Source organism: Synechocystis sp. CACIAM 05 (assembly GCF_010222815.1).
In the GTDB taxonomy this organism is placed as follows: Bacteria; Cyanobacteriota; Cyanobacteriia; order Cyanobacteriales; family Microcystaceae; genus Synechocystis.
The window spans coordinates 1,182,538-1,205,624 of sequence record NZ_CP019225.1 but is presented as its reverse complement, the minus strand read 5'-3'; the positions used below and the strand labels follow the sequence as shown (position 1 = coordinate 1,205,624).

General features: G+C 43.5%; 24 protein-coding genes. 10 read left to right on the top strand and 14 right to left on the bottom strand.

All coding sequences use genetic code 11. The features are described 5' to 3' along the window. The 10 genes from BWK47_RS05725 to BWK47_RS05680 form a co-directional block, all read right to left on the bottom strand. Positions 1-1,983 carry a hypothetical protein gene (locus BWK47_RS05725; RefSeq protein ID WP_237269859.1) on the bottom strand — a complete coding sequence of 661 codons (1,983 nt, stop codon included), beginning with the start codon at positions 1,981-1,983 and terminating at the stop codon, positions 1-3. A gap of 245 nt (positions 1,984-2,228) precedes the next feature. Next, complete coding sequence (locus tag BWK47_RS05720; protein ID WP_010872285.1) at positions 2,229-2,660, bottom strand: ATP-binding protein; 432 nt, start codon at positions 2,658-2,660, stop codon at positions 2,229-2,231. 5 nt (positions 2,661-2,665) lie between these two features. Beyond that, positions 2,666-4,570: a SpoIIE family protein phosphatase gene (locus tag BWK47_RS05715; RefSeq protein ID WP_162327906.1), complete on the bottom strand. Its 1,905-nt coding sequence runs from the start codon at positions 4,568-4,570 to the stop codon at positions 2,666-2,668. Between the two features lie 99 nt (positions 4,571-4,669). After that, positions 4,670-4,996 carry an anti-sigma factor antagonist gene (locus BWK47_RS05710; RefSeq protein ID WP_010872283.1) on the bottom strand — a complete coding sequence of 109 codons (327 nt, stop codon included), beginning with the start codon at positions 4,994-4,996 and terminating at the stop codon, positions 4,670-4,672. Positions 4,997-5,055: 59 nt separating this feature from the next. After that, positions 5,056-7,179, bottom strand: a complete 2,124-nt coding sequence (glgX, locus tag BWK47_RS05705) for a glycogen debranching protein GlgX (protein ID WP_162327905.1) — start codon at positions 7,177-7,179, stop codon at positions 5,056-5,058. A 9-nt stretch (positions 7,180-7,188) separates the two neighbouring features. Beyond that, entirely contained in the window at positions 7,189-7,518 is a 330-nt protein-coding gene (locus tag BWK47_RS05700; RefSeq protein WP_010872281.1) for an anti-sigma factor antagonist, read from the bottom strand. A gap of 5 nt (positions 7,519-7,523) precedes the next feature. Beyond that, on the bottom strand, positions 7,524-9,347 hold the full coding sequence (locus BWK47_RS05695; protein ID WP_162327904.1) for an AGE family epimerase/isomerase: 1,824 nt from the start codon (positions 9,345-9,347) through the stop codon (positions 7,524-7,526). Positions 9,348-9,379: 32 nt separating this feature from the next. After that, positions 9,380-9,976, bottom strand: a complete 597-nt coding sequence (locus tag BWK47_RS05690; RefSeq protein ID WP_162327903.1) for a DJ-1/PfpI family protein — start codon at positions 9,974-9,976, stop codon at positions 9,380-9,382. 69 nt (positions 9,977-10,045) lie between these two features. Then, a complete protein-coding gene (locus BWK47_RS05685) occupies positions 10,046-10,387 on the bottom strand; it encodes a carboxymuconolactone decarboxylase family protein (RefSeq protein WP_162327902.1) in 342 nt (113 codons plus the stop codon). Between the two features lie 11 nt (positions 10,388-10,398). Beyond that, positions 10,399-10,965 carry a hypothetical protein gene (locus tag BWK47_RS05680; RefSeq protein WP_162327901.1) on the bottom strand — a complete coding sequence of 189 codons (567 nt, stop codon included), beginning with the start codon at positions 10,963-10,965 and terminating at the stop codon, positions 10,399-10,401. 483 nt (positions 10,966-11,448) lie between these two features. Here BWK47_RS05680 and BWK47_RS05675 point away from each other — a divergent pair, with 483 nt between their 5' ends. The 8 genes from BWK47_RS05675 to BWK47_RS05645 all read left to right on the top strand — a co-directional run bounded on the left by BWK47_RS05675 (position 11,449) and on the right by BWK47_RS05645 (position 17,121). Further along, a complete protein-coding gene (locus BWK47_RS05675; RefSeq protein ID WP_162327900.1) occupies positions 11,449-11,892 on the top strand; it encodes a putative quinol monooxygenase in 444 nt (147 codons plus the stop codon). Between the two features lie 26 nt (positions 11,893-11,918). Next, complete coding sequence (locus tag BWK47_RS05670) at positions 11,919-12,722, top strand: cupin domain-containing protein (RefSeq protein ID WP_010872275.1); 804 nt, start codon at positions 11,919-11,921, stop codon at positions 12,720-12,722. 27 nt (positions 12,723-12,749) lie between these two features. Next, a complete protein-coding gene (locus BWK47_RS16835; protein ID WP_020861642.1) occupies positions 12,750-12,920 on the top strand; it encodes a hypothetical protein in 171 nt (56 codons plus the stop codon). 26 nt (positions 12,921-12,946) lie between these two features. Next, the gene (locus BWK47_RS05665; RefSeq protein ID WP_010872274.1) at positions 12,947-13,753 is read left to right on the top strand and encodes a cupin domain-containing protein; all 807 of its coding nucleotides are present in this window, start codon (positions 12,947-12,949) and stop codon (positions 13,751-13,753) included. Then, a complete protein-coding gene (locus BWK47_RS05660) occupies positions 13,750-14,613 on the top strand; it encodes a sugar phosphate isomerase/epimerase family protein (RefSeq protein ID WP_162327899.1) in 864 nt (287 codons plus the stop codon). The genes BWK47_RS05665 and BWK47_RS05660 overlap by 4 nt, the downstream gene beginning before the upstream one ends. A gap of 20 nt (positions 14,614-14,633) precedes the next feature. Continuing rightward, positions 14,634-15,521 carry an alpha/beta fold hydrolase gene (locus tag BWK47_RS05655; RefSeq protein ID WP_162327898.1) on the top strand — a complete coding sequence of 296 codons (888 nt, stop codon included), beginning with the start codon at positions 14,634-14,636 and terminating at the stop codon, positions 15,519-15,521. 3 nt (positions 15,522-15,524) lie between these two features. Continuing rightward, positions 15,525-16,532 carry a polysaccharide deacetylase family protein gene (locus BWK47_RS05650; RefSeq protein ID WP_162327897.1) on the top strand — a complete coding sequence of 336 codons (1,008 nt, stop codon included), beginning with the start codon at positions 15,525-15,527 and terminating at the stop codon, positions 16,530-16,532. A 61-nt stretch (positions 16,533-16,593) separates the two neighbouring features. After that, a complete protein-coding gene (locus BWK47_RS05645) occupies positions 16,594-17,121 on the top strand; it encodes a GlcG/HbpS family heme-binding protein (RefSeq protein WP_162327896.1) in 528 nt (175 codons plus the stop codon). A gap of 46 nt (positions 17,122-17,167) precedes the next feature. On the opposite strand, the gene BWK47_RS05640 is transcribed toward BWK47_RS05645, so the two are convergent. From BWK47_RS05640 to BWK47_RS05625, 4 genes are all read right to left on the bottom strand, one after another. Next, positions 17,168-18,172, bottom strand: coding sequence for a WD40 repeat domain-containing protein (locus BWK47_RS05640; RefSeq protein ID WP_162327895.1), 1,005 nt, complete (start codon positions 18,170-18,172; stop codon positions 17,168-17,170). 14 nt (positions 18,173-18,186) lie between these two features. Next, on the bottom strand, positions 18,187-19,167 hold the full coding sequence (locus BWK47_RS05635; protein WP_162327894.1) for a WD40 repeat domain-containing protein: 981 nt from the start codon (positions 19,165-19,167) through the stop codon (positions 18,187-18,189). 78 nt (positions 19,168-19,245) lie between these two features. Continuing rightward, the gene (locus tag BWK47_RS05630) at positions 19,246-20,076 is read right to left on the bottom strand and encodes a hypothetical protein (RefSeq protein ID WP_237269857.1); all 831 of its coding nucleotides are present in this window, start codon (positions 20,074-20,076) and stop codon (positions 19,246-19,248) included. Positions 20,077-20,212: 136 nt separating this feature from the next. Then, entirely contained in the window at positions 20,213-20,752 is a 540-nt protein-coding gene (locus BWK47_RS05625) for a GlcG/HbpS family heme-binding protein (RefSeq protein WP_231848051.1), read from the bottom strand. A 403-nt stretch (positions 20,753-21,155) separates the two neighbouring features. On the opposite strand from BWK47_RS05625, the gene BWK47_RS05620 reads away from it, so the two are divergent. Beyond that, positions 21,156-21,896, top strand: a complete 741-nt coding sequence (locus tag BWK47_RS05620; RefSeq protein ID WP_237269855.1) for an SDR family oxidoreductase — start codon at positions 21,156-21,158, stop codon at positions 21,894-21,896. Between the two features lie 46 nt (positions 21,897-21,942). After that, positions 21,943-23,052 carry a TRAP transporter substrate-binding protein gene (locus BWK47_RS05615; protein WP_162327891.1) on the top strand — a complete coding sequence of 370 codons (1,110 nt, stop codon included), beginning with the start codon at positions 21,943-21,945 and terminating at the stop codon, positions 23,050-23,052. Positions 23,053-23,087 lie beyond the last annotated feature (35 nt).

Below are 23,087 nucleotides of genomic sequence, written 5' to 3'. Positions count from 1 at the left end.
TTAATGGTAAACAATTAACGGCTCTTGTAGAAAAGCAATACGTAGGTCTTGAGATTCGTGATTGTAATATTGCCCGTAATTTATCGCTAATTCTAAACATTGTTGGGGTGAATAAACAGTCAAATTAATGCCCCGAATTCCTAGTAAATTTAGACGAATTTTTTGTTTATCTAATGTTTTCCTTAATGCTGGAGGAAGATAGTTGTTCAAATCGGGATCTAGTTTAGCCAAATAATCTAGTACGGTTTGATTGTCCGTGGCTAGCAAAAAAGTTTCAAATTTATGCAGTAATTTTAAACAACGTAAAACTCTTTGCCCACCTTCTCCCAAACCTTCAGATAATTGATAATATTGCTGGAGTTGATCTATTTTAGTAATCACTGCTCCTAAATTTTCGTGGGTGAGATAAATATCAAGTAATTCTTGAATAGATTTTGCCTCTTCACTGTATTCATTGACATAATTGGCTAAGGTTGCTTGCAGAAATTCCCTAGTATTAATTTGGTGTTTAGATGAGTTAGGCAACTCTTGGATAATCAACACTACATTTCTGATCATTACAAGAAAATCATCAAATTCACTAATGAGTTGTAAATGGTGATACCAAGCAGTTAAAACTTGTCGACGGTAAGTTTTGATAATACCAATTACATCATCGAAATTTTCACACATTTGTAACTGACTACTAAATAATTTTATTTTGCTGTGCACTATTTTTTGCAAGACATCTAATTGCTTTTTAGTCCCTTGGTTACCAATACCACCATGGTTTTGTTGTTCCAGACAAGGGTTAAATAGGAGGGCAACTCTTTGACGAGGAGTATCGGCTAGCAGACAATTTTCTTGACTATCCCACTCGCATACGTATTGTAAAGCTCTAGCGCCAGCTAAAATATCAGTGCCTTTTTTGATATCTGTATCCACCACTAGAATGTGAATTTTTTCTGGTAAATGAACAGTGCGACTTTCTTTGGCGATCGCCGTCAGAGCTTGTCGGTCTTGATCCTTTTGGCCGAACCAAAAACCATTAACATGCTGATTTTCCAAGGAAACAACGGAAAAGCCGAGGGGATAGGTGCGAGCAAGGCAAGGAGTGCGAGTTAATAGAGATTGATTAAAGCACTCTACTAAATAATCCAAGGTATGAACAAAGGCATTTTGTGTTAGGTCTAGACTGATTGGCGAACTTAGTAAAACTTTGGTGCTATGACTACGACGAATGGCCTGAATATTGGCCAAACCTACCACTAACATTTTATTCAAGCCGCCACTTCCGCCCCTTCTTTCGTAGGGATGTATCTCTGTGTCTCCTGCTACAATAGTAAGGTGATGTTGCCATAATTCCCCAGGCAAAGAAAGAAAATATTCTTGAGACGGATTGAAATTATCGGATAGTTTTGTTGTTTTTATTTGAGATTTTTGATTTAACTCATTGGTTAGATTAGGGAAATCAAATTGGTTTTTTATCAATAAATTTTCATCTAAATCAGATAAATTAACGGTATTTAAATGGGCGATCGCCTCTTGTAACTGGGCAGTGTTTCTATTCAAATTTGCAAGACTGTAATTGGAAACTTCATCGATTTTTAATCGATCTTGCACCTTAATTTTTACTTGGGGTTCCACGGGGGCAATTGTGGTCTGTTGACGAATAGTAATTCCCAGATTAATCAATTTTTGATAACGCTCCTCCCCCAAATATTCACTCACATTTTTATGTGTCATAGGGGGATGGGTACCTAAACCAAAAAGGATGCTGAATTGTAAATGTTTATAGGTTTCCTGGAAGTAAAAAATAGCGTCTAACAGTAGGCGAGCCGCAATGGCGGTGCGGGTGTGATCGGGAAAAACTAGCAATAACCTAGCTGGAATATCGCTATCTAGTATTCCCAATTTTTCTAGGGCTTTTTCTAGGTAATCAATGCAAGCTTTAAACACCTGATCATAACCAAAATGTTCATATAAATTCATTCTTGCAGTCAAATAATGACTGCCTTCAGGTAAACTTAAACAGAGCTCAGGAAAACTTTGCAACCTAATAGACTGCTGGCCGTGAAATTTAGATAATGGTTCTGGTTGGCGCGGGGCAATACGGCAATAGTTTGGCAGAGGTAACATCGCCATGAAAAAAGAAACAATAACAAAGAAAAGGTTGCAGTGGGCAAATCAAATATTTAAATGTTGGTAATTGTAGCAATTATTCAATTAATTTACTTTCTCTCGTAACATTAATCATTGCCCGGAGGATCAAAATTCATGACTAAACAACTAATATTTTTATTTCCCCTCACTTCATAGGTAAATTCATCTACACTTTGCAGAGCCAAAAAAATCCCTAGTCCACCGATGGGTCGATCTTCTGCTTCCAGACTAAGAATTGATTGATCAAATTGGCGATCGCGGGGATCGTAGGGCAAGCCAGTGTCCACCATAGTAACCTTTAATTGACAATCATCCGCTTCTACTTGGATGCTAATTTGATTATGACCCGGTGCATTGGCATAGCCATAATTAATAATATTAGTTGCTAGTTCATCCACCGCCAATCTTAGTTTATAAGCTCTTTTTTTGGGTAATCCAACCGCTTGAGCTTGCTCTAGAATATGTTTGCCAATGCTGTTTAAGGCATTTAGATCAGCGGAAAAATTTAAAATAGTCATGGCATCTAATTACGGTAAACAGCAATCATAGTAATGTCGTCGAACTGAATAGAACCATCAATATGGCTGATTAATTCTTGTTTAATTATGTCTAGAATTTCTGTTTTTGCTGAAAAATTGGCTGTTAATGTTTCCATCAATCGTTGACGACCAAAAAATTCTTTAGTTGGCGATCGAGCATCGGTAACGCCATCAGTATAACCAATTAACATTTCTCCAGGATCAATTTTTAAACTATCAATTGTAAAAGTAGAATTGGGCATCATTCCTACCGCAGGACCAGTGGATTTTAATCTATGCTTAATACCCTCAGAACTTAAGATAAAAACTGGTTCATGGCCAGCATTGATATAGCTCAGATTACCATTACTAATATCAATTACACCAAAAAATAGAGTGGCAAACATGGCCATGTCTCCGTGTTCTGTGGCAATGTAATCATTAGTAAGTCGCACTGCATTTAAAAATTGCACGATAACTTTTTTTTTGCCATTGCCATCATTGGCGCTGCATTTATAATTAACGTCGCGGATACAGGTATCCCCAGGCATTGTTTCCCCAGAAAATACCCTCAATAAACTGCGGAATAACCCCATAAACATAGCGGCACCTACCCCTTTATCGCATACGTCACCAATCACGATCGCCAAATAATCATCACCTAACAAAAAGGCGTCATAAAAATCTCCAGAAACAGAGCGAGCCGGTTCAAAAACAGCATTTATCTGCCACTGTTGTAAATCAGGCAAGCTAATGGGTAAAAAGTTTTGCTGAATTTGTCGACCTTTTTCTAATTCCAAACGGTTAACCCCATCCTTAACTTCCTGAGCTATCAGGGTTTTAATTTGGTTTTTCATGTAGATAAAACTATTACCCAAAATACCAATTTCATCCTGACGATTGCCCTGGTTAATATTGATTTCATAATCTAAATCTCCCGCGGCGATCGCCTGGGAAGCCTTAGTTAGATCCAAAATAGGAACCGTGCTGTGGTGGATTACCATCCAGGAAGCATAGGCCACAATTCCCCCAATTACTAAAACTAGCAGATAACCAATTCTATTAACATTCAAAATAGCTGCTTGAATGTCAGATTCTGAATTTTCTACAATTAATCCCCAGGTTTTGGCTCCCCGCAGATGGACAGGAGAAAGATAGGAAAACTTACCTTGACTATAAACAAACCCACTTTGGTTATTGAGCAGCCGATTGACAAGGGGAGATTTTTTTCTGTTTTCTAGTACGCTGTAATTTTTGAGATCGGTGTCGGCATAAATATACCCCTCATAATTGACTAATAAAATACGCTCAAGCTCAGCATCTTTTAAAATTTTTTGAACAAAATCAGCAATAACTGGTAAGGGAATACATTCCACAACAATGCCAATTTGAGTTTGATCATTTTTGCTGTGGATAGGCACGATTAAACAATCTTTGCTCTCTGCATAGGTCTTTCCAGGAAATAGTCGGTTTAAATGTCGATTTTTATCTTTTACTTCTTCAAACCAGTGCTTAAGAGGTAATCCTTTTTCTTGGTTGGCACCATCACTGCCCGCAACTAGTTCCCCCTCTTGGTTGGCAACAACGAAGAACCCATTCCATTGGTGAAATTTAATGAACTCGTTTAAAAAATACTGAGATGCCTCAACGTTGAATTCGACTATTGCCGGTTGGGAAGCAACAAAAGCCGTACTTTGTTGACGCTCTCGATCTGAACGGGATACCAATTGGGTAATCAATCTTGCCCGGCTTTGAAGATCTTGCTCTGCAATTTTTTTTAATTGTCTTCCAGTATAGGAGTCGATAAGAAAAATCCCTCCTAAGGTAGGAGGAATCAGACAAAGCAGGAGAAGTCCAACAATGCGAAACCGAATTGATTGTATGAAAGGTTGAATCAGTTTCATTTTCATTGGTTTAATTTACCAGAAGTAATTTAGCTCCTTACTAATGTCCTATCTCCTCCATTTATGCCGTTGATTTTCAACTATGCACTGGCAAAATTTTGTTGTCTAGGAATGAAAATCATAGCTTTCCACTAAATGAAAACTGTGGTGTAATCCAGTTTGCTCAATAGTATCATTGACCATTTCTTGGGTGCCCACTAAAAATATCTCCACGCCACTGCCCATTTTTTGTTTGGCAAAAACTAAGATACGTAAACCGGCACTGGACATATATTCCAATTGATCCATCATTAACACTAGTTTTGAAATTTCTGCTTGGGCAACTTCTTCGATTTTTTCCTTAAACAAAGGAGCAGTACCGCCGTCTAGTTCACCAATTAGGGTTAATTTAGCAGCGTTATTAATAATTTCCGATTCGATGTTGAAAGCCATGGTTTTTTACAAAAATCTAAATAATGGTGAATTGAAGGGAAAGGGAAATTTAAGACAATTTATTTAGCTAGTAAAATAACAACACTCCGATCGCCAATGAGTAGGGATGATTGGGAAGAGAGGGGGGGCTCCTGCCCGGGGGCATGGATATCTTCCGGAGGCTGGGCCCCTGTGTTGGCAAAAACGTGCCAAGTGGTACCCACCGGGGGAGCTGGCAGTTCAAACCAAAGACTTTCGTAATGCATATTCATGGCCACATAAATTTGATTATCCTTAACTCGGCCACCTTTGGCATGGCGACCACAAAGCATAAAAGCTAAAACTCGGCTATCAGCGGACCAGTCAGCATGCCAGGGCTTGACTCCGTGCCAACTAATATCGGGAAATCCCACACCAAGGTAATCGCAGTTTTGGAAATGTTCACTGTTGCGTAATACAGGGTGGGCTAAACGGAAGGCAATGCAGTGTTTGACAAACCGAAACCAAGCCTGGTTTTGTTCAAGTAAATGCCAATTGAGCCAATTGAAAGGGGAATCGTGACAATAGGTATTATTGTTACCGTCTTGGGTTTTGCCCATTTCGTCTCCCATCAACAGCATCGGCACCCCCTGACTCACCAACAAAATGGCGATCGCATTCCGCATTTGCCGGGCCCGGAGTCTGAGGATATCAGGGTTATCGGTGGGACCTTCTACCCCGCAGTTCCAACTGTAATTGTCGTTGGCTCCATCATTGCCATTTTCCCCGTTAGCGTAATTATGTTTGCCGTTATAGGCTACCAAATCCGCCAGGGTAAAGCCGTCGTGGGCCGTCACAAAATTGATCGAAGTGGAGGGAGGTCGTCCGGCTCCTTGATAAAGGTCGGGGGAACCCTGTAGCCTTTGGGCCATTTCCCCAATTACCCCCGCATCTCCTTTAATGAATTTTCGCACCGTATCTCGGTATTTCCCATTCCATTCGGCCCAGCGGCCATAACTGGGGAAAGATCCTACTTGGTATAGCCCACCGGCATCCCAGGCTTCAGCAATAAGTTTGGAACGGGCCAAAATGGGATCAAAGGCGAGGGTTTCCAATAGGGGGGGATTGGCCAAGGGGTAACCCCAGGGATCCCTTCCCAAAATAGAGGCTAAATCAAAGCGAAAACCATCAATGTGAAATTCCGCTGTCCAGTATCGCAGACAGTCCAGCACCATGCCCCGCACAATGGGATTATTGCAGTTTAAGGTATTGCCAGTGCCACTAAAGTTGAAATAGTAACCCTCCGGGGTGAGCATGTAATAGGTTTTGTTATCCAATCCTCGAAAGGAAATGGTGGGGCCCCGTTCATTGCCCTCCGCCGTATGGTTAAAAACCACATCCAAAATGACGGAAATACCTACTTTATGCAGTTCCTTGACTAGGTTTTTCAACTCGTCAATCTGCATGCCGAATTTACCGGTGGCAGCGTAACCCGCTTTAGGTGCAAAAAAGTTAACGGTGCTATAACCCCAGTAGTTAACTAAAAATTCCCCCGTTTCTGGGTGGTAACGACTATGTTCAAACTCATCAAACTCGAATACCGGCATTAATTCTATGGTATTAACACCCAATTCCTGTAGATAGGGAATTTTGCTGAGAATGCCGGCAAAGGTGCCCCGGTGATTTTCCTTTACTCCGGAGGAAGGATCTTTGGTGAAACCCCGCACATGCATTTCATAAATGACCATGTCTTCGAGGGGAACATCCAGGGGGGAATCGTTTTCCCAATCAAAATCGTCAAAGCTGAGGCGGCCCCGGTGTTGATAAATATCATCCCAATTGGGTTGGGTGCCCCAAACATCCCGGCCACTGACCACTTTGGCGTAGGGATCAAGAAGGACTTTACTGGGATCGAACCAATGGCCCTGCTGGAAGTTATTGGGGCCTTCCATGCGATAGCCGTATTCCAGATTCTCAAAATCCAGGTCAAACACCACCATGCAATAGACATTACCAATGCGAAAAGATTCTGGAAAGGGAATCTCCACAAAGGGCTGGGGAGCCCGCTTCTCAAACAGTACTAGGGTGCAAGCGGTGCTATGGCTAGAGTAAATGGAAAAGTTAACTCCCCCCGGCACAATGGTGGCCCCAAAGGGGAAGGGCTGGCCACAGCGGAGTTTGTAACCGTTAACGGTGTGGGTGGGATGAATATCTATGCGTTCCATGGTGTCCTGCTAGAATGCCTCTTTGCCTTCGGCTAGGGTGGGACGGGTGGTGAAAAAGTCAAGAAATCCGGTCACGGCCATGGTGTCGATCAACTCCTCCGAAAGCCCTACTAATACTAATTGGGCTGAGTTGGCGGTGGTTTGGCGGTAGAGATAGAGCAAAAGCCTTAACCCCGCGCTGGACATATAGGGCACAGCGGTCATGTCCAGAAGAATTTTTGACCCCGGTTCCGCTAGGGGCAGAATCACTTCATGGATTTTCGGGGCCGTGTTGGCGTCCACTTCCCCGCTAAGGGTGACAACGGTAATGTCTTCCTGTTGATTAATTTGAATATCCATGGGGCTTAGGCAGTGGGGACTAAACGAACTTTGATTTTGACCCGTTCTTGGCTGTCGGGTAAGGTCACAGTTAAGCCCTGGGCATCGAAATTTTCATAGGGTTTGCCGTCAATTTCCACACTGGCGATCGCCACACTGCCAGGGGGAAGAATATCCGGGGATACCCGCAGAATACCGTCGGGGAAACCGTTAGGCAAGGGTTTGAAATAGAAATCCATGGGGTGCTTGGTGATCAGAAAATTGGTGTACACCGCCGCTAGATAACAAAGTTCAAAGGAATGGTAACCACTCATGGAGTGACTACCCTTAGCCCGTTCATTACCCCCCGCTAGGTAGGGAATGCCGTTGGCAAGGACGTTAAAGTAAATGCCCCCATCTTCTAAATCTAGGAACCAAGCGTTATAGAAAGCGGATGCCTCCTGGCCATGGCGGTGGTATTCTTCATCGTCCAAAATACCAGCCAAAATTAGATAAGCCAAAATCGCCTGTTCCTGTTGCCACCAGGCTTTGCGGTCATGCCAAACAAATTGATGGCAACGGCTATGGTTATCCAACAACCTTTCTACCACGTCGTACCAGCCGCCCCGCTGTTGGTCACTACCTACCGCCGGCATCAGGTCAGCAATTTTCTTGGCTAACTCCACATATTTTTCTTTGGACTTGAGGCTATTCATCCGCATCAAATTCCAGGCAATTTTGAGGTTGTGCCCCACCACCGCCCGATTTTGTTGCCAGCCCCAAGTGGTGTCGTGGCTCCAGTCTTCGTAAAAACGTTCTTGCACAAAGGGGCTATGGTCGTAGTCGGGGAAGTATTTCTCAATGGTGTCGAAGGTATATTCCAACATATCGGCATATTTTTGCTCCCCGGTGGCCAACCATAGGTTAATTAGATAAGCCGGAGCGTGATCCCCCACGGAGTTCCAGTTCTTCCGGGCTTTGTTGGGACCGAGGGATTCACTGCGGGGATCCAACATCAAAGGGTCGAGATGGGAAAAATAGCCCCCATATTCGCTCTTGTCTAGGAAAAATTTGTCGAACAGTTTAATGGTCTGTTCTGCGTCATGGAGAATACGGCGATCGCCAGTGCAACGGTAGGTCTGGATGGGGCCGGCTAAAGCGTAGATTTGTTCGTAGGCAGGAATGGCGTCGTAATCATCGCCAAATTCGGACGCAAAGATTTTTTGTTCTTTTTCCCCCTGCACATCAATGGCATGGTACCAGTAAATAATGTCCTCGTCCTTATCGACAAAGCGCATATGCTCTCGTAAATACTCCGTACCTTTTTCCGCCGCCTCCAAAAATTGGTCATCCCCGGTCATCATAAAGGCGGTAGCAAAACCGTACACCAGCCGGGAAATGGTATCCGTTTCTTGGCGAAAATTTACCGTTGACCGCTCCCCACTCATGGACAAATCGGTGCGGTAATGGCGGTAATCAATCTCCCCGTCGCCAAATTGGGCTTTGATAAAAAACTTACCGAGGGAGTTTACCTGTTTAATCCACCAATCCTGTTTCTCAAACACGTATTCCGCTGGCTTTTTGCCTGCAAAGACCACCTGCTTCCCGTCAAAAATAGCCGTATCGGGGTAAAAAACGCCGTAAACGTACAGAAACCTCCCTGAGGTTAACCAAGTCCGCATAGTGCCGGTGGCGTCGGGATAACCTTCATCAAAGTTTTGGATCACTTTGGCGTAGGCCATGGGACTAAGTTTGACCTGAAACTCTTGGCCGTCGGAGGTTTTCAGACCAAAAATATCCGCTTCTTGGTCGTAACTTGTCACATAACCTGCAATCAGATCGGAAAAAGGAAAGTTAATTTTGGGACTCATATGTTGATGCCACGGGAAGGAAGGAAAGGTTTTTAAGCTTCGATTTGCTCAACAAAAGTTTTGACAAATTCTTCAATCATGCCTGGATGTTTGCCGGTAATTAGATCGCCGTCAATTACCAACTCGGCAGTCTGATCCCCTTCATACACCACATCCGCTCCAGCATTTTCCACGTCACAAATAATGTTGTGGGCGCAGGTGACTTTTTTATCTTTAAGCAGATCGGGATCGGCGCAAAATAGCCATAAACTATGGCAAATGGTTCCCAGTTTTAACCCTTCAGTGGCCGCTGCTTTACGGAGAAAAACAACTGCGGGGGCTTGATTTTTTTCACCTTTTTTGACGGTGGCTTGGTACCGCAAGCGATCCATGGCGTAGGCCCCAATGGCAATAATGCCCTTGTAATCTTTGGGGTCAATATCATTCACTTCCGTGGTTACGGTGACGTGGTATTCCACTTGGTCATTTTCTGGGTTAGAACCAAACTTCAGTTCCGGTTGTCCCCACAAATGGCTGATATATTCCACTTCATAGCCCTGGGCGGGAAAATACTCATTGAACCAGCGATACTCAGTGCCATCAAAATGTTCTTCGATTAAGACACCAATCTTGCCTTTTGTTGTGGTCATAAAGCTCCTAATTTGACGAGGGATAAATTTCCCCGAGGTTGGGAACCAGGGGGGATTTTTAAAAGTTATCTAAGAATTTTGCTCGAAAATTTCTTTTAGGGCGGCAAAAGCTCCAGCGGCTTTATTAAACCCACCATAAACACACATGAAGGAGAGCACTTCTTCAATTTCTTCCTTAGTAGCACCCTGTTTTAGGGCCATATCCACATGGGCTTGAAAAGGGCCACTGAGGGTCTGATTAGCCACATCCACCGCAATGACAATTAGGGCTTTAGTTTTTTGATCAATTAATGGCAAACCCCAGGCTTCCCCCGCTACCCTGGTGCAAAAATCACCAAATTTAGGATTAATCCCGCTCAGACCTGCCTGGAGGTCTTTATCATCCAGCACAGCGTTTTTAAACTCACTCATGGGGCTAACTCCTAGGTAGTGATTAGTTTTAGTAAACTATCAGGAGCAAACACGTCCCGATAAAAAGTGAGTTGTTCTGTTTTTAAATAGCAGCCACCCCGGTGACCCCGGCGCACCCAGGTGACATTGCCCTTGGCGATCGTTTCGTGGGTTTCATCGTCCACACATTTCCATTCAAAGAAAGTATGTTCACCGTAAAACATGACAATGGGCCAGACCATGGTAACCCCAGGCTGAGCAATTAAAGCCCACCAATGTTTTTCCCGTTCCTGTTGTTGTTCCAAGCCAGAGTAGGGACCATCTTGGCAAAAGTAAACCAAATCTTCCCGGTATTCCCCGGTTAAAATATCTCCCCGACCCTGTCGCAAAGCTTCACAGTGGGTTGGCCACCAATCTTTGTTTTCCTGTTCAATAATTTCCAGGGTGTAAGAATCATCGATCGCCGGTAGGGTGGCTTCCTTTTGGGCTACGTAGGCAATGCCTTCAGCGATTAATTTCTCCTTGAGGGTATCGGGCACAAGGCCGGGCTGGGAATAGTCCGCTTTCAAACCTAAGTAGTAATTTTTTCTTGATGACATAGATGATTTGCCAAGATAACTAAAAGTAATCAGTTTAATTTAAGCAAAGCGGGGTTCAGTTCCGACGGGCGACGGGCTTGAAAAAATTCACCCATTCAGAACCCGAATACTCGACACTCCGAAAGAAAAATTCAAAGAGAACTAATTTGGTGCAAAGCATAGCATAATCTCCCGACTAAATTACCACTGTAACGAAATGTTACTGAGGGAATCCAGCTTGACCCATTTCGACGTTTTGCCGCTATCATTCCTCGACAATTAGTCAATAATTCTTGACATTTCAATTGTCCCTAGACTGTCCATTGGCGATCGCCAAAATTTAACCATGTAAATATTTGTAAACGTACTAAGCCTAAGCTAGGGAAGATTCCTATAATGCCTGATAATTGGCAAGATTGCGGCAATCGGCTGGCTTGATTTACCCTGGGTACTTAATCAAGGTATAGCTGATATGACCTGGACAACTTATTAATATATCTGAACATGAGAGCTGATTTTTTTCTGTCTGGTAACAGAGCAGCATTGCTAAAAAGAGGGCTGACCATTATCCTTTCCTTTTTGGTGTTTACTAGCATTTTCTTGCTGCCATCTCCTAGTTTGGCAGAAGATGTTAAGGGGGCGGACGATCCCATTGTCGTAGCGGGCAACATCAAGGTAAAACCCGATAAAAAAGAAGCATTTATTGCCCTATCCCAGACATTTATTGAGCCTTCTCGGTCGGAACCCGGTTGTATTTCCTACAGTTTTTATGAGGATGAAACAGAAGATAATTCTTTTCTTTTTTTTGAAGTTTGGCGGAATCGAGCGGCCCTCGACTATCATTTTCAAACCCCCTACTTCCATGAATTTGTGGAAAAATCTCCTGATTTATTAGCTAAGCCAGCCGAAATTAAGATTTATAAAATAGCCGAAACGCAGACATTGTAAGTTTTCCTCAAATCCTAGTCAACGCCATGAAAACTTTACGTTTATCCCCATTACTTTCCAAGTTGTGCCTCATTTTACTGATAGTTTTAGGCACTTTGACCATAGCAATTCCTAAAGCCTTGGCAATTTCTACGTTGGATAATTTTCCCCATCCCAACATAGAAAAAACAGAAAAAATTCTGGGACCAGCAGGGGAAATTTTTGAATTTTCCACTTGCAATGCCGATGGTATTGGTTTCACCATTGCGGAAGCCCAGATTCCCCCAGGGGCGGGACCACTACCTCACATCCATCATTACACCAATGAGTGGTTTTGGACTCCGAAAGGGGGACTGCAATTATTTCAAAGTGTGAAAGAGTACCCCGATTTGGAGAATCCCGCCACCGATGAACAGGCCGGCAATACCACTGTGTACACTGTTAATACTGAACCCAATCAGATCGTTTACGGGCCCAAATATCGAGTCCATGGCTTTGCCAATACCACCACGGAAACCCGTCCTTTGACCTTTATTTGGTTGGAAGACGGCATTTCTCCTGAATACGAATTGCATGACGGTGGCATCCGGGAATATTTCCAGGACGTGGGCATTCCCATCAAAGATTTAAAGCATTTGCCAGCTATCACAGAGGAATCCAAAATAGAATTTGTCAGCCATGCTCCCCTTTACGGTATTAACCAAAGCTACTACTTTTTTGAGTATGTAGATGGGGTTAGCGGCAAGCTACCAACGTCATTAACTAAGTTAGAAAATGATCAGAGCTTAAACCGGATTATCGACACTATCAATGCCTACAATCAAGGCGATGCAACTGTTAAATGCTTTTAATACTTTCAACAATTTCTGGGAAAATTTATGAGTAAAGAACTAGGCTTTGCCATTCTTGGCGGCTGGATCTTAGGAGTGATTTTTGGCTTTTTCAAACTCCCCTTGCCAGTTCCCCCTTTTGAAGGCTTAGTCGCTGCCGGAGCCTGTCTTTTAGGCCAAGTCACTTACACGTTTATCAAGCAAAAATTTGGTTTTTAAATCTAAATTAGCCTGGAGAAGCAATTATGCTATTGAAAGTTAAACTTTGGGGTATTGGTCTAGTTTTAACTCTGACGTTGGGGACTATTCTGTTTTTGCAAAATTTTAGCGTTGCCGCAGAAACAGAAATTCATACCTTTGATGATATTCCCATGCCCAAATTAGCGGATCCCCTGCTAATTTATACTCCTGCCAACGAAATTTTTGATATTGCTTCCTGTAGTGCCAAGGACATTGGTTTTGCCATCGCCCACGCCCAAATTCCCCCTGGAGGCGGCCCCATGCCCCATATTCATTACTTCATCAATGAATGGTTTTGGACTCCGGAAGGCGGTATTGAACTGTTCCACAGCACTAAACAATATCCCAATATGGACGAGTTACCTGTGGTCGGGGGAGCCGGTCGGGGAGATTTGTATAGCATTCAAAGCGAGCCCAAACAATTGATTTATTCTCCCAACCATTACATGCATGGTTTTGTTAATCCTACGGATAAAACATTACCCATTGTTTTTGTTTGGATGCGTAATGAAGTTGCACCGGATTTTCCCTACCATGACGGTGGGATGCGGGAATATTTTCAAGCTGTGGGGCCCCGCATTACTGATTTGAACAATTTACCGGAATTGACCAATGCCCAAAGGGCGGCCTTTGCTTCGGAAGCTCCCAAATATGGAATTAATCAAAGTTCCTATTTCATGGAATATGTCAACACCATTAGTGACAAATTACCTGCCCAAATTGCCAAACTAAAAAATGATAAAGACTTGGAGCGTATGGTGGAGGTAATTGAAGCTTTTAACCGTGGTGATAAATCGGTAACCTGCTCATGATTTCTTCCCCCAAAATTAAGTTTGGAGTTCATACTTTTATCTGGAAAAAAGAATTTCTTGGTAATGAAGAATATGTTTTCCAAGATGCCAAAAGGTGGGGATTTGATGGGGTAGAAATTGCTACCCATTATTTCGACCAAATCGATCCCCTCCAACTTAAAAGTTATGGCGAAAAGTATGGTGTAGAGCTAACCTTTTGCACCAGTTTACCCCGGGGTTTATCCTTGACTACCAAGAATGAAGACTGCTGGTGGGAATCCATTGCTTATCTAGAAAGGGCAATTAAATTCTGTCAACAATGCGGCATCATTCAACTCTCTGGGCCGTTCCCCCATCCTGTGGGCTATCTCAGTGGAGAACCTCTGCAAAAACGGGAAAATGTTCGCATGCAGGAGGCCTTTAAGCTGGTAGCGGAAACTCTGATCAAAACTGATCTGAAGTTTGCTGTGGAACCCCTGAATCGTTTTCAAGGTTATGCTTTAAATACTGTAGCTCAAGGCTTAGAATTGCTCGATGCAGTGGATTGTCCTCAACTGGGGCTATTACTGGATTTATTCCACATGAATATTGAAGAAAAGGATGTAATCAAAGCTTTTTTACAAGCGAGCAATCATTGTTTTCATATCCATGCCTGTGCCAAAGACCGGGGCACTCCCGGCAGTGATTCCTTTGCTTGGGGCGATTGGTTTAAAGCCTTACAAACCATGGATTACCAAGGTTGGGTCACCATTGAAAGTTTTAATTTTGAGGATAAGGAATTGGCTAATGGAGCCCGCTTGTGGCGCACTGTGGCCCCTAGTAATAATGCCCTTGCCCAAGATGGACTGAAATTTTTGCGACAAACGTATCAAACTAACTAAATTTACTCAGTCAATAATCTATGAATAGCCCCTTTATTCCTATCGCCTTGCCATCAGGCTTTGAGCATACCTATACCGACGTTGAAGGAGTGAATCTTCATGCCATTGAAGGGGGAAGCGGGCAATCATTACTTCTACTGGGGGGCTGGCCCCAAACCTGCTACGTCTGGCGGCTATTGCTAGAACAATTGGGAGAGCATTTCCGGGTAATTGCCCTGGATATGAGGGGTCAGGGGGATTCCGATATTCCCGACGGCCCCTATGATTGCGGCACAGCGGCGAGGGAAATTAAAGCCTTTTTAGCCAAAAAAGAAATTAGTTCTTTTTACTTAGTGGGCCATGATGTGGGGGCTTGGGTTGCCTTTACAGTGCTGAAATTTTTTCCAGAAGCTGTGTTGGGGGCAGGATTAATCGATGCAGCTATTCCCGGTTTGGTTAGTAACGATTTCTTCTCTGTGGTTAATGCACCAAAAGTTTGGCAGTTCTACTTCCATATGGTGCCGGATTTAGCAAGTAGTTTGGTAACAGGAAAAGAAAATGAATATCTCAGTTGGTATTTCACTAATAAATCTAAACGGAAGCAGAATCTTACCCCCGAAGTTATGGATTACTATGCCCGTTACTATAGTCGTCCTGGGGCAATGAAAGCTGGTTTTCTTTGGTACTCCGCCCTAGAGGAAACAACAAAGGCTAATACTCCCACGGCGGAGACGCATTTCAGTCAGCCAATTTTTACCATGGGGGGAGAATTTGCCACTAAATCCTTAATTTATAACGGTTTATCTCCCTATTGTAATGACATTACCGGTTACGTGATTGAACAGTGTGGCCATTACATTCCCGAGGAAGCACCGGAGGAAATTTTCCAGGCAATTTTAACCACTTTTACAACCACCAAGGAGTTCTGAATTATGCAAAGAAGAGATCTGTTTAAATATGGCCTGGCCACCGGAGCCGGGGCGATCGCCAGTTACGCTTTGATGGGGAATAAGCCACTGTTGGCGCAACAATCTAGCACTAGGGGCGGTAAATTTTGGCCCGACAATATCCGTTTGCCTATTTCCCTGTCTTTAATGTTTGAAACAGGCAGTCAGCCGGCCAAAGGCGCTCCTACTCCCTTTGGAAACTTCACCCCGCCGCCGGATTACTACGATATGCCCACCATTACTTGGTACCGCTATGGCTATACGGAAGGGGTTCCCCGTATTCTCGATTTACTAGATAAGTACAAAATTAAAATCACTTCCCACATGTCTGGGCGCACGGTGGAAATGTATCCAGACCGGGCCAAGGAAATTGTCCAACGGGGCCATGAAGCGGCGGCCCATGGTTGGGACTGGGATAATGAATTTAATATGACCGCGCCCCAGGAAAGGGACTTTATTCAACGTAATGTGGACATAATCCTAAAAGTTACAGGACAGCGGGCAGTGGGCTACAATGCCCCGGGTTTACGGGGTTCTGTCAATATTCTTACTGTACTGAATGAATTGGGTTTTGTTTATCACATTGATGATGTCAGCCGGGATGAACCTTTCATTGTTAACCTCAACAACGGCAAATCTATCATGGTGGTGCCCTACGCCGTTTATCTGAATGATATTCGTGCTTATGAGGCCCGCTTCTTTTCCTCTGGCCAGTACTTAACCGAGTTAAAAAACTCTTTCGATCGCCTTTATGAGGAAGCGGCCTATCGACGACGGATGATGGCGGTAACAATGCACGATCGCCTGCAACGGCCGGAGCATGTTTATGTGTTTGAAGATTTTCTTAAGTATGTGATGGCAAAACCAGGGGTGGCATTTATGAAAAAAATTGACATTGCCAACTTTGCTTTAAATGACCCCAATACCATTCGGGAAGATATTCAAAATGTTTATCCCAATGTGCCTAATTTTGTTCCCGGTGCCACCAGTTAATTAACCGAATAATTAGCCGAAAATATCCCAGCAATTTTGTTGTCAAACAAGGAATTTCACCATGCTCAAATTTACTTTTGCTCCGCTACTAACTACCATTGCTTTAACGGGTTTAGCTCTACCGGCCTTGGCCCTAGAAGAAACCCCCGTTTTACCTGCGGATATTGCCATTAAAGCGGCCCAGTCGGCGATCGCCGCTTGTCGTCAGGAAGGTTATGGGGTTACGGCCACCGTCGTCAATCCCGAAGGTAATGTGTTGGTGGTCATTCGTAGCGATGGGGCCCTGGTGCATACGGTGCAAACTTCATTCAATAAAGCCTATTCCGCTGTTACCCTAGCCACCAATCATAATTTGGACAGGACTTCTGGTATTTTGGCGTCAATGCAAGCAAAGGGAGCCCAGGGAGTGGGCACATGGCCCATGCCCGCCGATCCCCTCACGGGCATCACCCTTTTTCCCGGTGGAGTGACCTTGGTTTCCCAGGGCAAAGTGGTGGGAGGCTTGGGGGTTTCCGGCACTCCCATTGGGATGGTGGACGAAGGTTGTGCCATTAAAGGTCGGGATGCTGTTCTGCCAGATTTACGTTAAGTGAAAATAGTTAGGAATTGGGCGTGAATATCAGTCTTCTTCCTATTTATTGCAACTCCAGCAAAATAATGGTGCCGTGGTAAGCGGCGATCGCCAAATTTTTGCCGTTGGGATGGAAAGACACACTGCCCAATCTTTCTAAATTGGGATTGTATTGCCCCAATAATTGTCCCTGCAAATTCCACACTCTTAAAATGCCATCGTCGGAAACGGTGGCGATTAAATTGTCTTGGTTGATGGCAACCCCAGTAACCCACCCATCATCAAGCACATCAATTTTTAATATTTCTTGGCCATCAAGATTAAACACTCGAGCTGTGCCATCAAAACCAGCTGTAACTAACAACTTACCATCTTGACTAAAATTGACATCATTGAGGCGACCTTGGTCGGTTTCGATAATTCTTACAACTTTTCCAGCGGGATTTAGTAACGTAATTTCGCCAATATCTTGGGTGACAGCAATCAAGTTTGTCTGAGCATTAAAGTCCATATTACGACTCACCCCAGGACGAGTTACAGTAAACAGTGGTTCTTTAATGTTTGACCAACCTTCAATAGTGCCGTCATCGGAACTGGTGACTACCCCCATATCATCACTGAAGAAAACTACATCGGTAACAGCAGAAGTGTGGCCTAGAATTTCCCCCAATACATTGCCCTGCACATCCCAAATACGGGCAACACCGTTGTAGCCAGCGGTAATAATGGCTTTCCCGTCCCTGCTAAAGGCACCGTTAAAAATCATAGCTACAGGCTTACCAGCAAATTCCCGCACCAATTCTCCATCCGCTGTCCAAAGTTTAGCCAAACCATCGGTGGCAGTAGAGAGCAAATAATTGCCATCTTGACTGTAATGAATTTGAATAATTGCTTCCCCTTTGAGCGTATGACCCTGGTAACTTTTAATAACTTCTAGCTGAATGGGGGATTGGTTTACACTCCGCGTTACAGGGGCGTTATTAACCGAGGGCGTTTTAGCAATAACCTGGGCGCCGGCAAAACTAATGGTTAATCCCAGTAAAAAACTAACTAGAAATTTATGTTTCATCTTGCTATTAATCCTTAATAAGATAAATTAAAAACCCAAACCTGTCCCTGACTGCTGGTGGCCGCTAACTGCTTGCCATCGGGAGAAAAACTCAAGCTAGTTAAGCGGGCATTAACCAACGGTAATTCATAAATTAATTGACCATCTTTTTGCCAAAATCTAATCGTACCGTCGTCACTGGCGGTGGCTAGCCATTCACCTTTAGGATAGAACTGGGCACTGTTAACCCAACCGGTGGGCACAACTTTATATTCATGGATTAATTCCCCTGCTAAATTCCATAACTTGGCAGAACCATTAATGCCTGAAGTTAATAATTGTTCACCATTCGGACTAAAGTTAACATTATTAATTCGCCCTTGGCCTGTGGCAATTTCCCGTTCAATTTTGCCGTTGGGATTAATTAAATGGAGGGAACCGCTATCGGAAACACTAGCAATTAAAAGCCCCTGGGGATGGTACGCCAAATTTCGAGCTGTACCTGATTTTAAAACACTAGCTATTTCTTGACCTTGGCGGGTAAAAATTTTAGTTTGACCATCATCAGAACAGGTGACAATGATTTGACTGTCGGGACTAAATATGGCATCGGCCACCGCTGCTCGATGGGGCTGTTGTTCCTCCAGTAGCTCCCCCTGCAAATTCCACAAGCGAATGGTACCGTCATAGCCAGTGGTGATTAAAATTTGGCGATCGGGGGAAAGACGAGCATTGAACATGGGGGGCTTTTGACCCTGTAGTTGCCCCAGCATTTCCCCTTCTTTAGTCCATAAAGTGCCCATGCCATCCGCGGCCGCCGTTAGTAAAAATTGTCCGTCGGGACTAAAATGGATACGGTTAATAGCCACATCAGACCCCGTAAATTGTCGCTCAAGATTTAGCTTAATGCCAGATTGATTAACCACCGGCGCAGAAACTTTAACTTCTGCTGTAACTATTTCTTCCTTGATTAAAAAAAGGCTGAAAGTTAGTAAAAATACAGGAAAAATACGCATTTAAAAAATCCTGAATTGAGAATAAAAACTGAAATATTTTTTGAAAAAAAGTCTAACTATGTAGAGATTAAATTCAATTTATCCTTCATTGGGATAGCAAGCTTCCCCCTGGTCGAACAGGGCTTGGAGTTCCTCGATGTTATCGGGATGAATAAAAACAGAACCCCGCTCATTGTAATAATCCTTAGTTCCCACAAAGCCGCCGGTGATGTCGTGGGGAATTCCCCAAAGGGCTGTTTGTAAAAACTCTTTCTGTGCCAAGGGGATGGACTGGTTGCTGTTGGATCCATCAAGGTTATCAATTCCTTCAAACCGTTCGGAAATGCCATAGCCAGGAGCCCAAACATTATAAAAACCCCGGACTTCCGCTTTCCCCGGAGTTTCATTACGAAAATAATGCACCATCCCCCTAGGAGAAAAGATTATTTCCCCTTGATCTTCGAGAACAGAGCCAACTTTAATGGGGTCAACATTAATCCCAGGAATTTGACCGACTTGTAACGGAGCTTGAAATTCCCGAGAACTATAAAGCCGAACTTGGGATGGTTCTGTAGAAAAAAACCACTCATCGGAAGCGTAATGAAAATGGGGCGGCGGGCCAGCATTAGAGGTTAAGATAGCCTCCGCCATTTGATACAAGCCACAGGTATCAGCCGGTGTTCTCAACATAATTAATACGTCTTTGCCTGGAGTTTCGAAAGCCACAGGATCTTTAAGAAATCTGGGCATGGTTAATTTCAAACCCGTATCGGGAAAATCATAAACAATTCGTTCCTGAATGCCTCGAATATTGCTTGCCGATGGTGTATAGATATTTTGATTATCTAAAGTTGCAACGGCTTTAGCTGTTTGTAAGGTGGCAACAGTGACAACAAAGATAATAACTAAAGCAATAAGGGAATTAGACAAAAATCCAGTTAAAAAATTAACCTGTTTCATGGAAAATATTTTGATGGCTTTAGTGAGATACTTTTCTTTATATTTTGCTTGATCTTCTTCCGTAAAAAAAGTTTAAGGGTTACCAACCATAGACAAGGGTAAAAGTTTAAGGCACTAAACGGGACTTAATTTTTTCAATACCTTTCAAACCACAGGTTTGATCTAAATTACCATTGGGTGAACCAGAAACGCCGATCGCCGCCACCAATTGGTCTCCCACTTTAATCGCTGAGCCGCCGGTGCTAAAACTAAGACCAGTAATAGGATTGGGAGCCAAGGGCACAGAACCCACAGGTAAAGGAGCTGGGGTCATCTTTTGGGCGATCGCCCCGGTGGAATCTTGCCCAGTGATGGGGCCCAGAGTAATCAAAGTAAAGGCTTTATAAAAACTATTTTCGATGGTGTGGGGGGTGGCGTCATCTCCCCGAATTACAGCTTGTACTAAACCTTCCCGATTGACTACCGTGGCGGTGACGTTATAACCATCCTGTTGACAGGTATTGACCGCTTCCATGGCCGCTTCTACTGCTAGGCTTATGGGCAATTGATAATAGGTTTTTAGGGCTAGGGCGTCAGGAACAAGGGCTAAAGATAAACCAAGGGAAATCCCCAACACTAAACAAGGCTGGAAAAAACGTTTGCTCACTTTCACAGAAATTTGCCTCTAGTTAGTGAAATAATCCTAATTTTACTCATAGTTAAGACTTTTTAAAAATTGATTTTGTGCCGCCGCAACAGGGTAAACTACGACGGGAATCTAATTATTAATATTAATTATACTTATTTTTTGGCAATTCAACGATTTGTATTATTAAGTGAATTGCTTAGATGAAAATTTTCTTGCTTTGGCTAGAACCGATTAGAATCCATTGCCCAATGGCGATCGCCGGCTTGAACCTATATTTTGACAGATACTCCAGTCAATCTTAAACCAAAATCTAACTCCACTTACATAATTTGTACTTAGTTTACGAAACGTATCTAAATTTTGGGGACTTAATTAGGCTAATCGTTGTAATGTTTTAACTGATATTCCCGGAGACATGCCCATGGCCATCGATATTAGCAACAAAACAGTTCTGGTTACTGGTGCCAATCGGGGGATAGGCAAAGTACTGGTGGAGTCTTTTTTGGACCATGGGGCCGCAAAAGTGTACGCCGCCGTCAGAAAGTTGGAAAGTGCCGCTTTCTTAGTGGACAAATATGGCAATAAAATAGTCCCTATTTTGATCGATCTAGCAGATCCAGAATCCATTGCCGCCGCTGCCCAAACCGCCACAGATGTGGAAACTGTGGTCAATAATGCCGGGGTGCAAAAAGTTGCAAATCCCCTGGCCGAAGAGGCGATCGCCTGCTTGAAATTTGAAATGGAGACCAATGTGTACGGGTTGATCTCCATGGCCCAAGCCTTTGCTCCAGTGCTCAAAGCCAATGGAGGGGGAGCTTTTGTGCAACTCAACTCAGTAGTTTCCCTCAAGTCATTCTGCAATGTTGCTACTTATTCTGCTTCCAAAGCCGCGGCCTATTCCATTACCCAGGCATTGCGGGAAGTTCTGGCTGGACAAGGCACTCTGGTTCAGAGCGTCCATCCTGGCCCCATCGCCACCGAAATGACCCATGCTTCTGGCCGGGCTGATATTGCCGAATCCCCCACCCTAGTGGCGGAAGCTATTATTGCTGCACTACAATCTGGCGAGTTTCATGTTTTTCCCAACGACACCATGGCGAAAACAATGGGCGATGCCTATCAAAGCTTTGGCAAAAATGTGGTCGAGGTCAGCTTTGATTGAAAATTAGACTTTATAATTCAGAGCTAAATGATGGGGAATATCAGTTATGAAACATTCACGGAGAAATTTTCTCGCTTTGGCAGGGGCCAGTTCCTTCCTGGCGATCGCCGCACCAAAACTATTAGCCGAGGGCATTCCCCAGGAAATTTTAAACAAAATTTTGCCTCTGCCTGGTAAGTATGGGGAGTATTATAGCCAAGCAAAAATTCGAGCTTTCCATCTTCATAACCAGCCGGACACTAGCCCTCTCCATAAAGCCCTAGAAGAACTGTGGCTAGAAGTATTTAAGCAAACGGAGGGAGAACTTTTTGTTTCCCCCATTCCCCACGACGCTTCCATTCCCGCTGGCGATCCCCAAGCAGTACAGTTTATTACCGGAGGACGTTTTGAAATTGTCAGCGTTGCTGGGCCCATCATCGACAAAGTAGCTCCCGATGTCATTGGTGTTCAAAATATTCCCCTCCTTTATCAATCAGCCCAAGACGTTTTTGAAATTATTAATCAGTCCCTCTTTGCGGAAGCTCTTAATGGCTCGGTAGCCCAATATAATTTAACTTATTTACGGAATGGCACGTTTAACAACGGCATGAGAATTGTCACTTCCATTGCCAGTAAGCCAATTTATAAACTAGAAGATTTTCAAGGGTTAAAGATCAGGATTCCTCCTTCCAATGACATGGCAATGACCATGGAAGCTCTAGGAGCTGTTCCCGAAAAAATCACCATGAATCAAGTCTTTCGCGCTTTAGAAAATGGCACAGTGGAGGCCCAGGAAAATCCTTCATCTGTGGCATTAGGTTTTAAATTATATGAGGTAACCAAATATTTAAACATGACTAACCATGCTTGGTCTGGTTATAACACGTTTTTCAACACCAGTTTTTGGGAGAGTCTTTCCCCTACTGTTCAGGCGGTAATCAAGGAACTTCTGCCGGTTTATCAGGCCAAACAAATCAGAGCTCAGGAAGAATATAACCAGCAAGCTTACCAACAATTAATTGGTAAATTAGGCATGGTGCAAACTAAACCTAATTTATCCCAAGCTCCGCAAAAGCTAATTGAAGTTTATCGGTCTATATATAGTCAATTAAATTCCCAAGCTCAATCTCTGATCAAAAATAAGCTAGAAGAGAAAACTGGTATCAAGTTTGCTTGAAATTTTCAACAACTTCACGGCTAATTTATATTAAC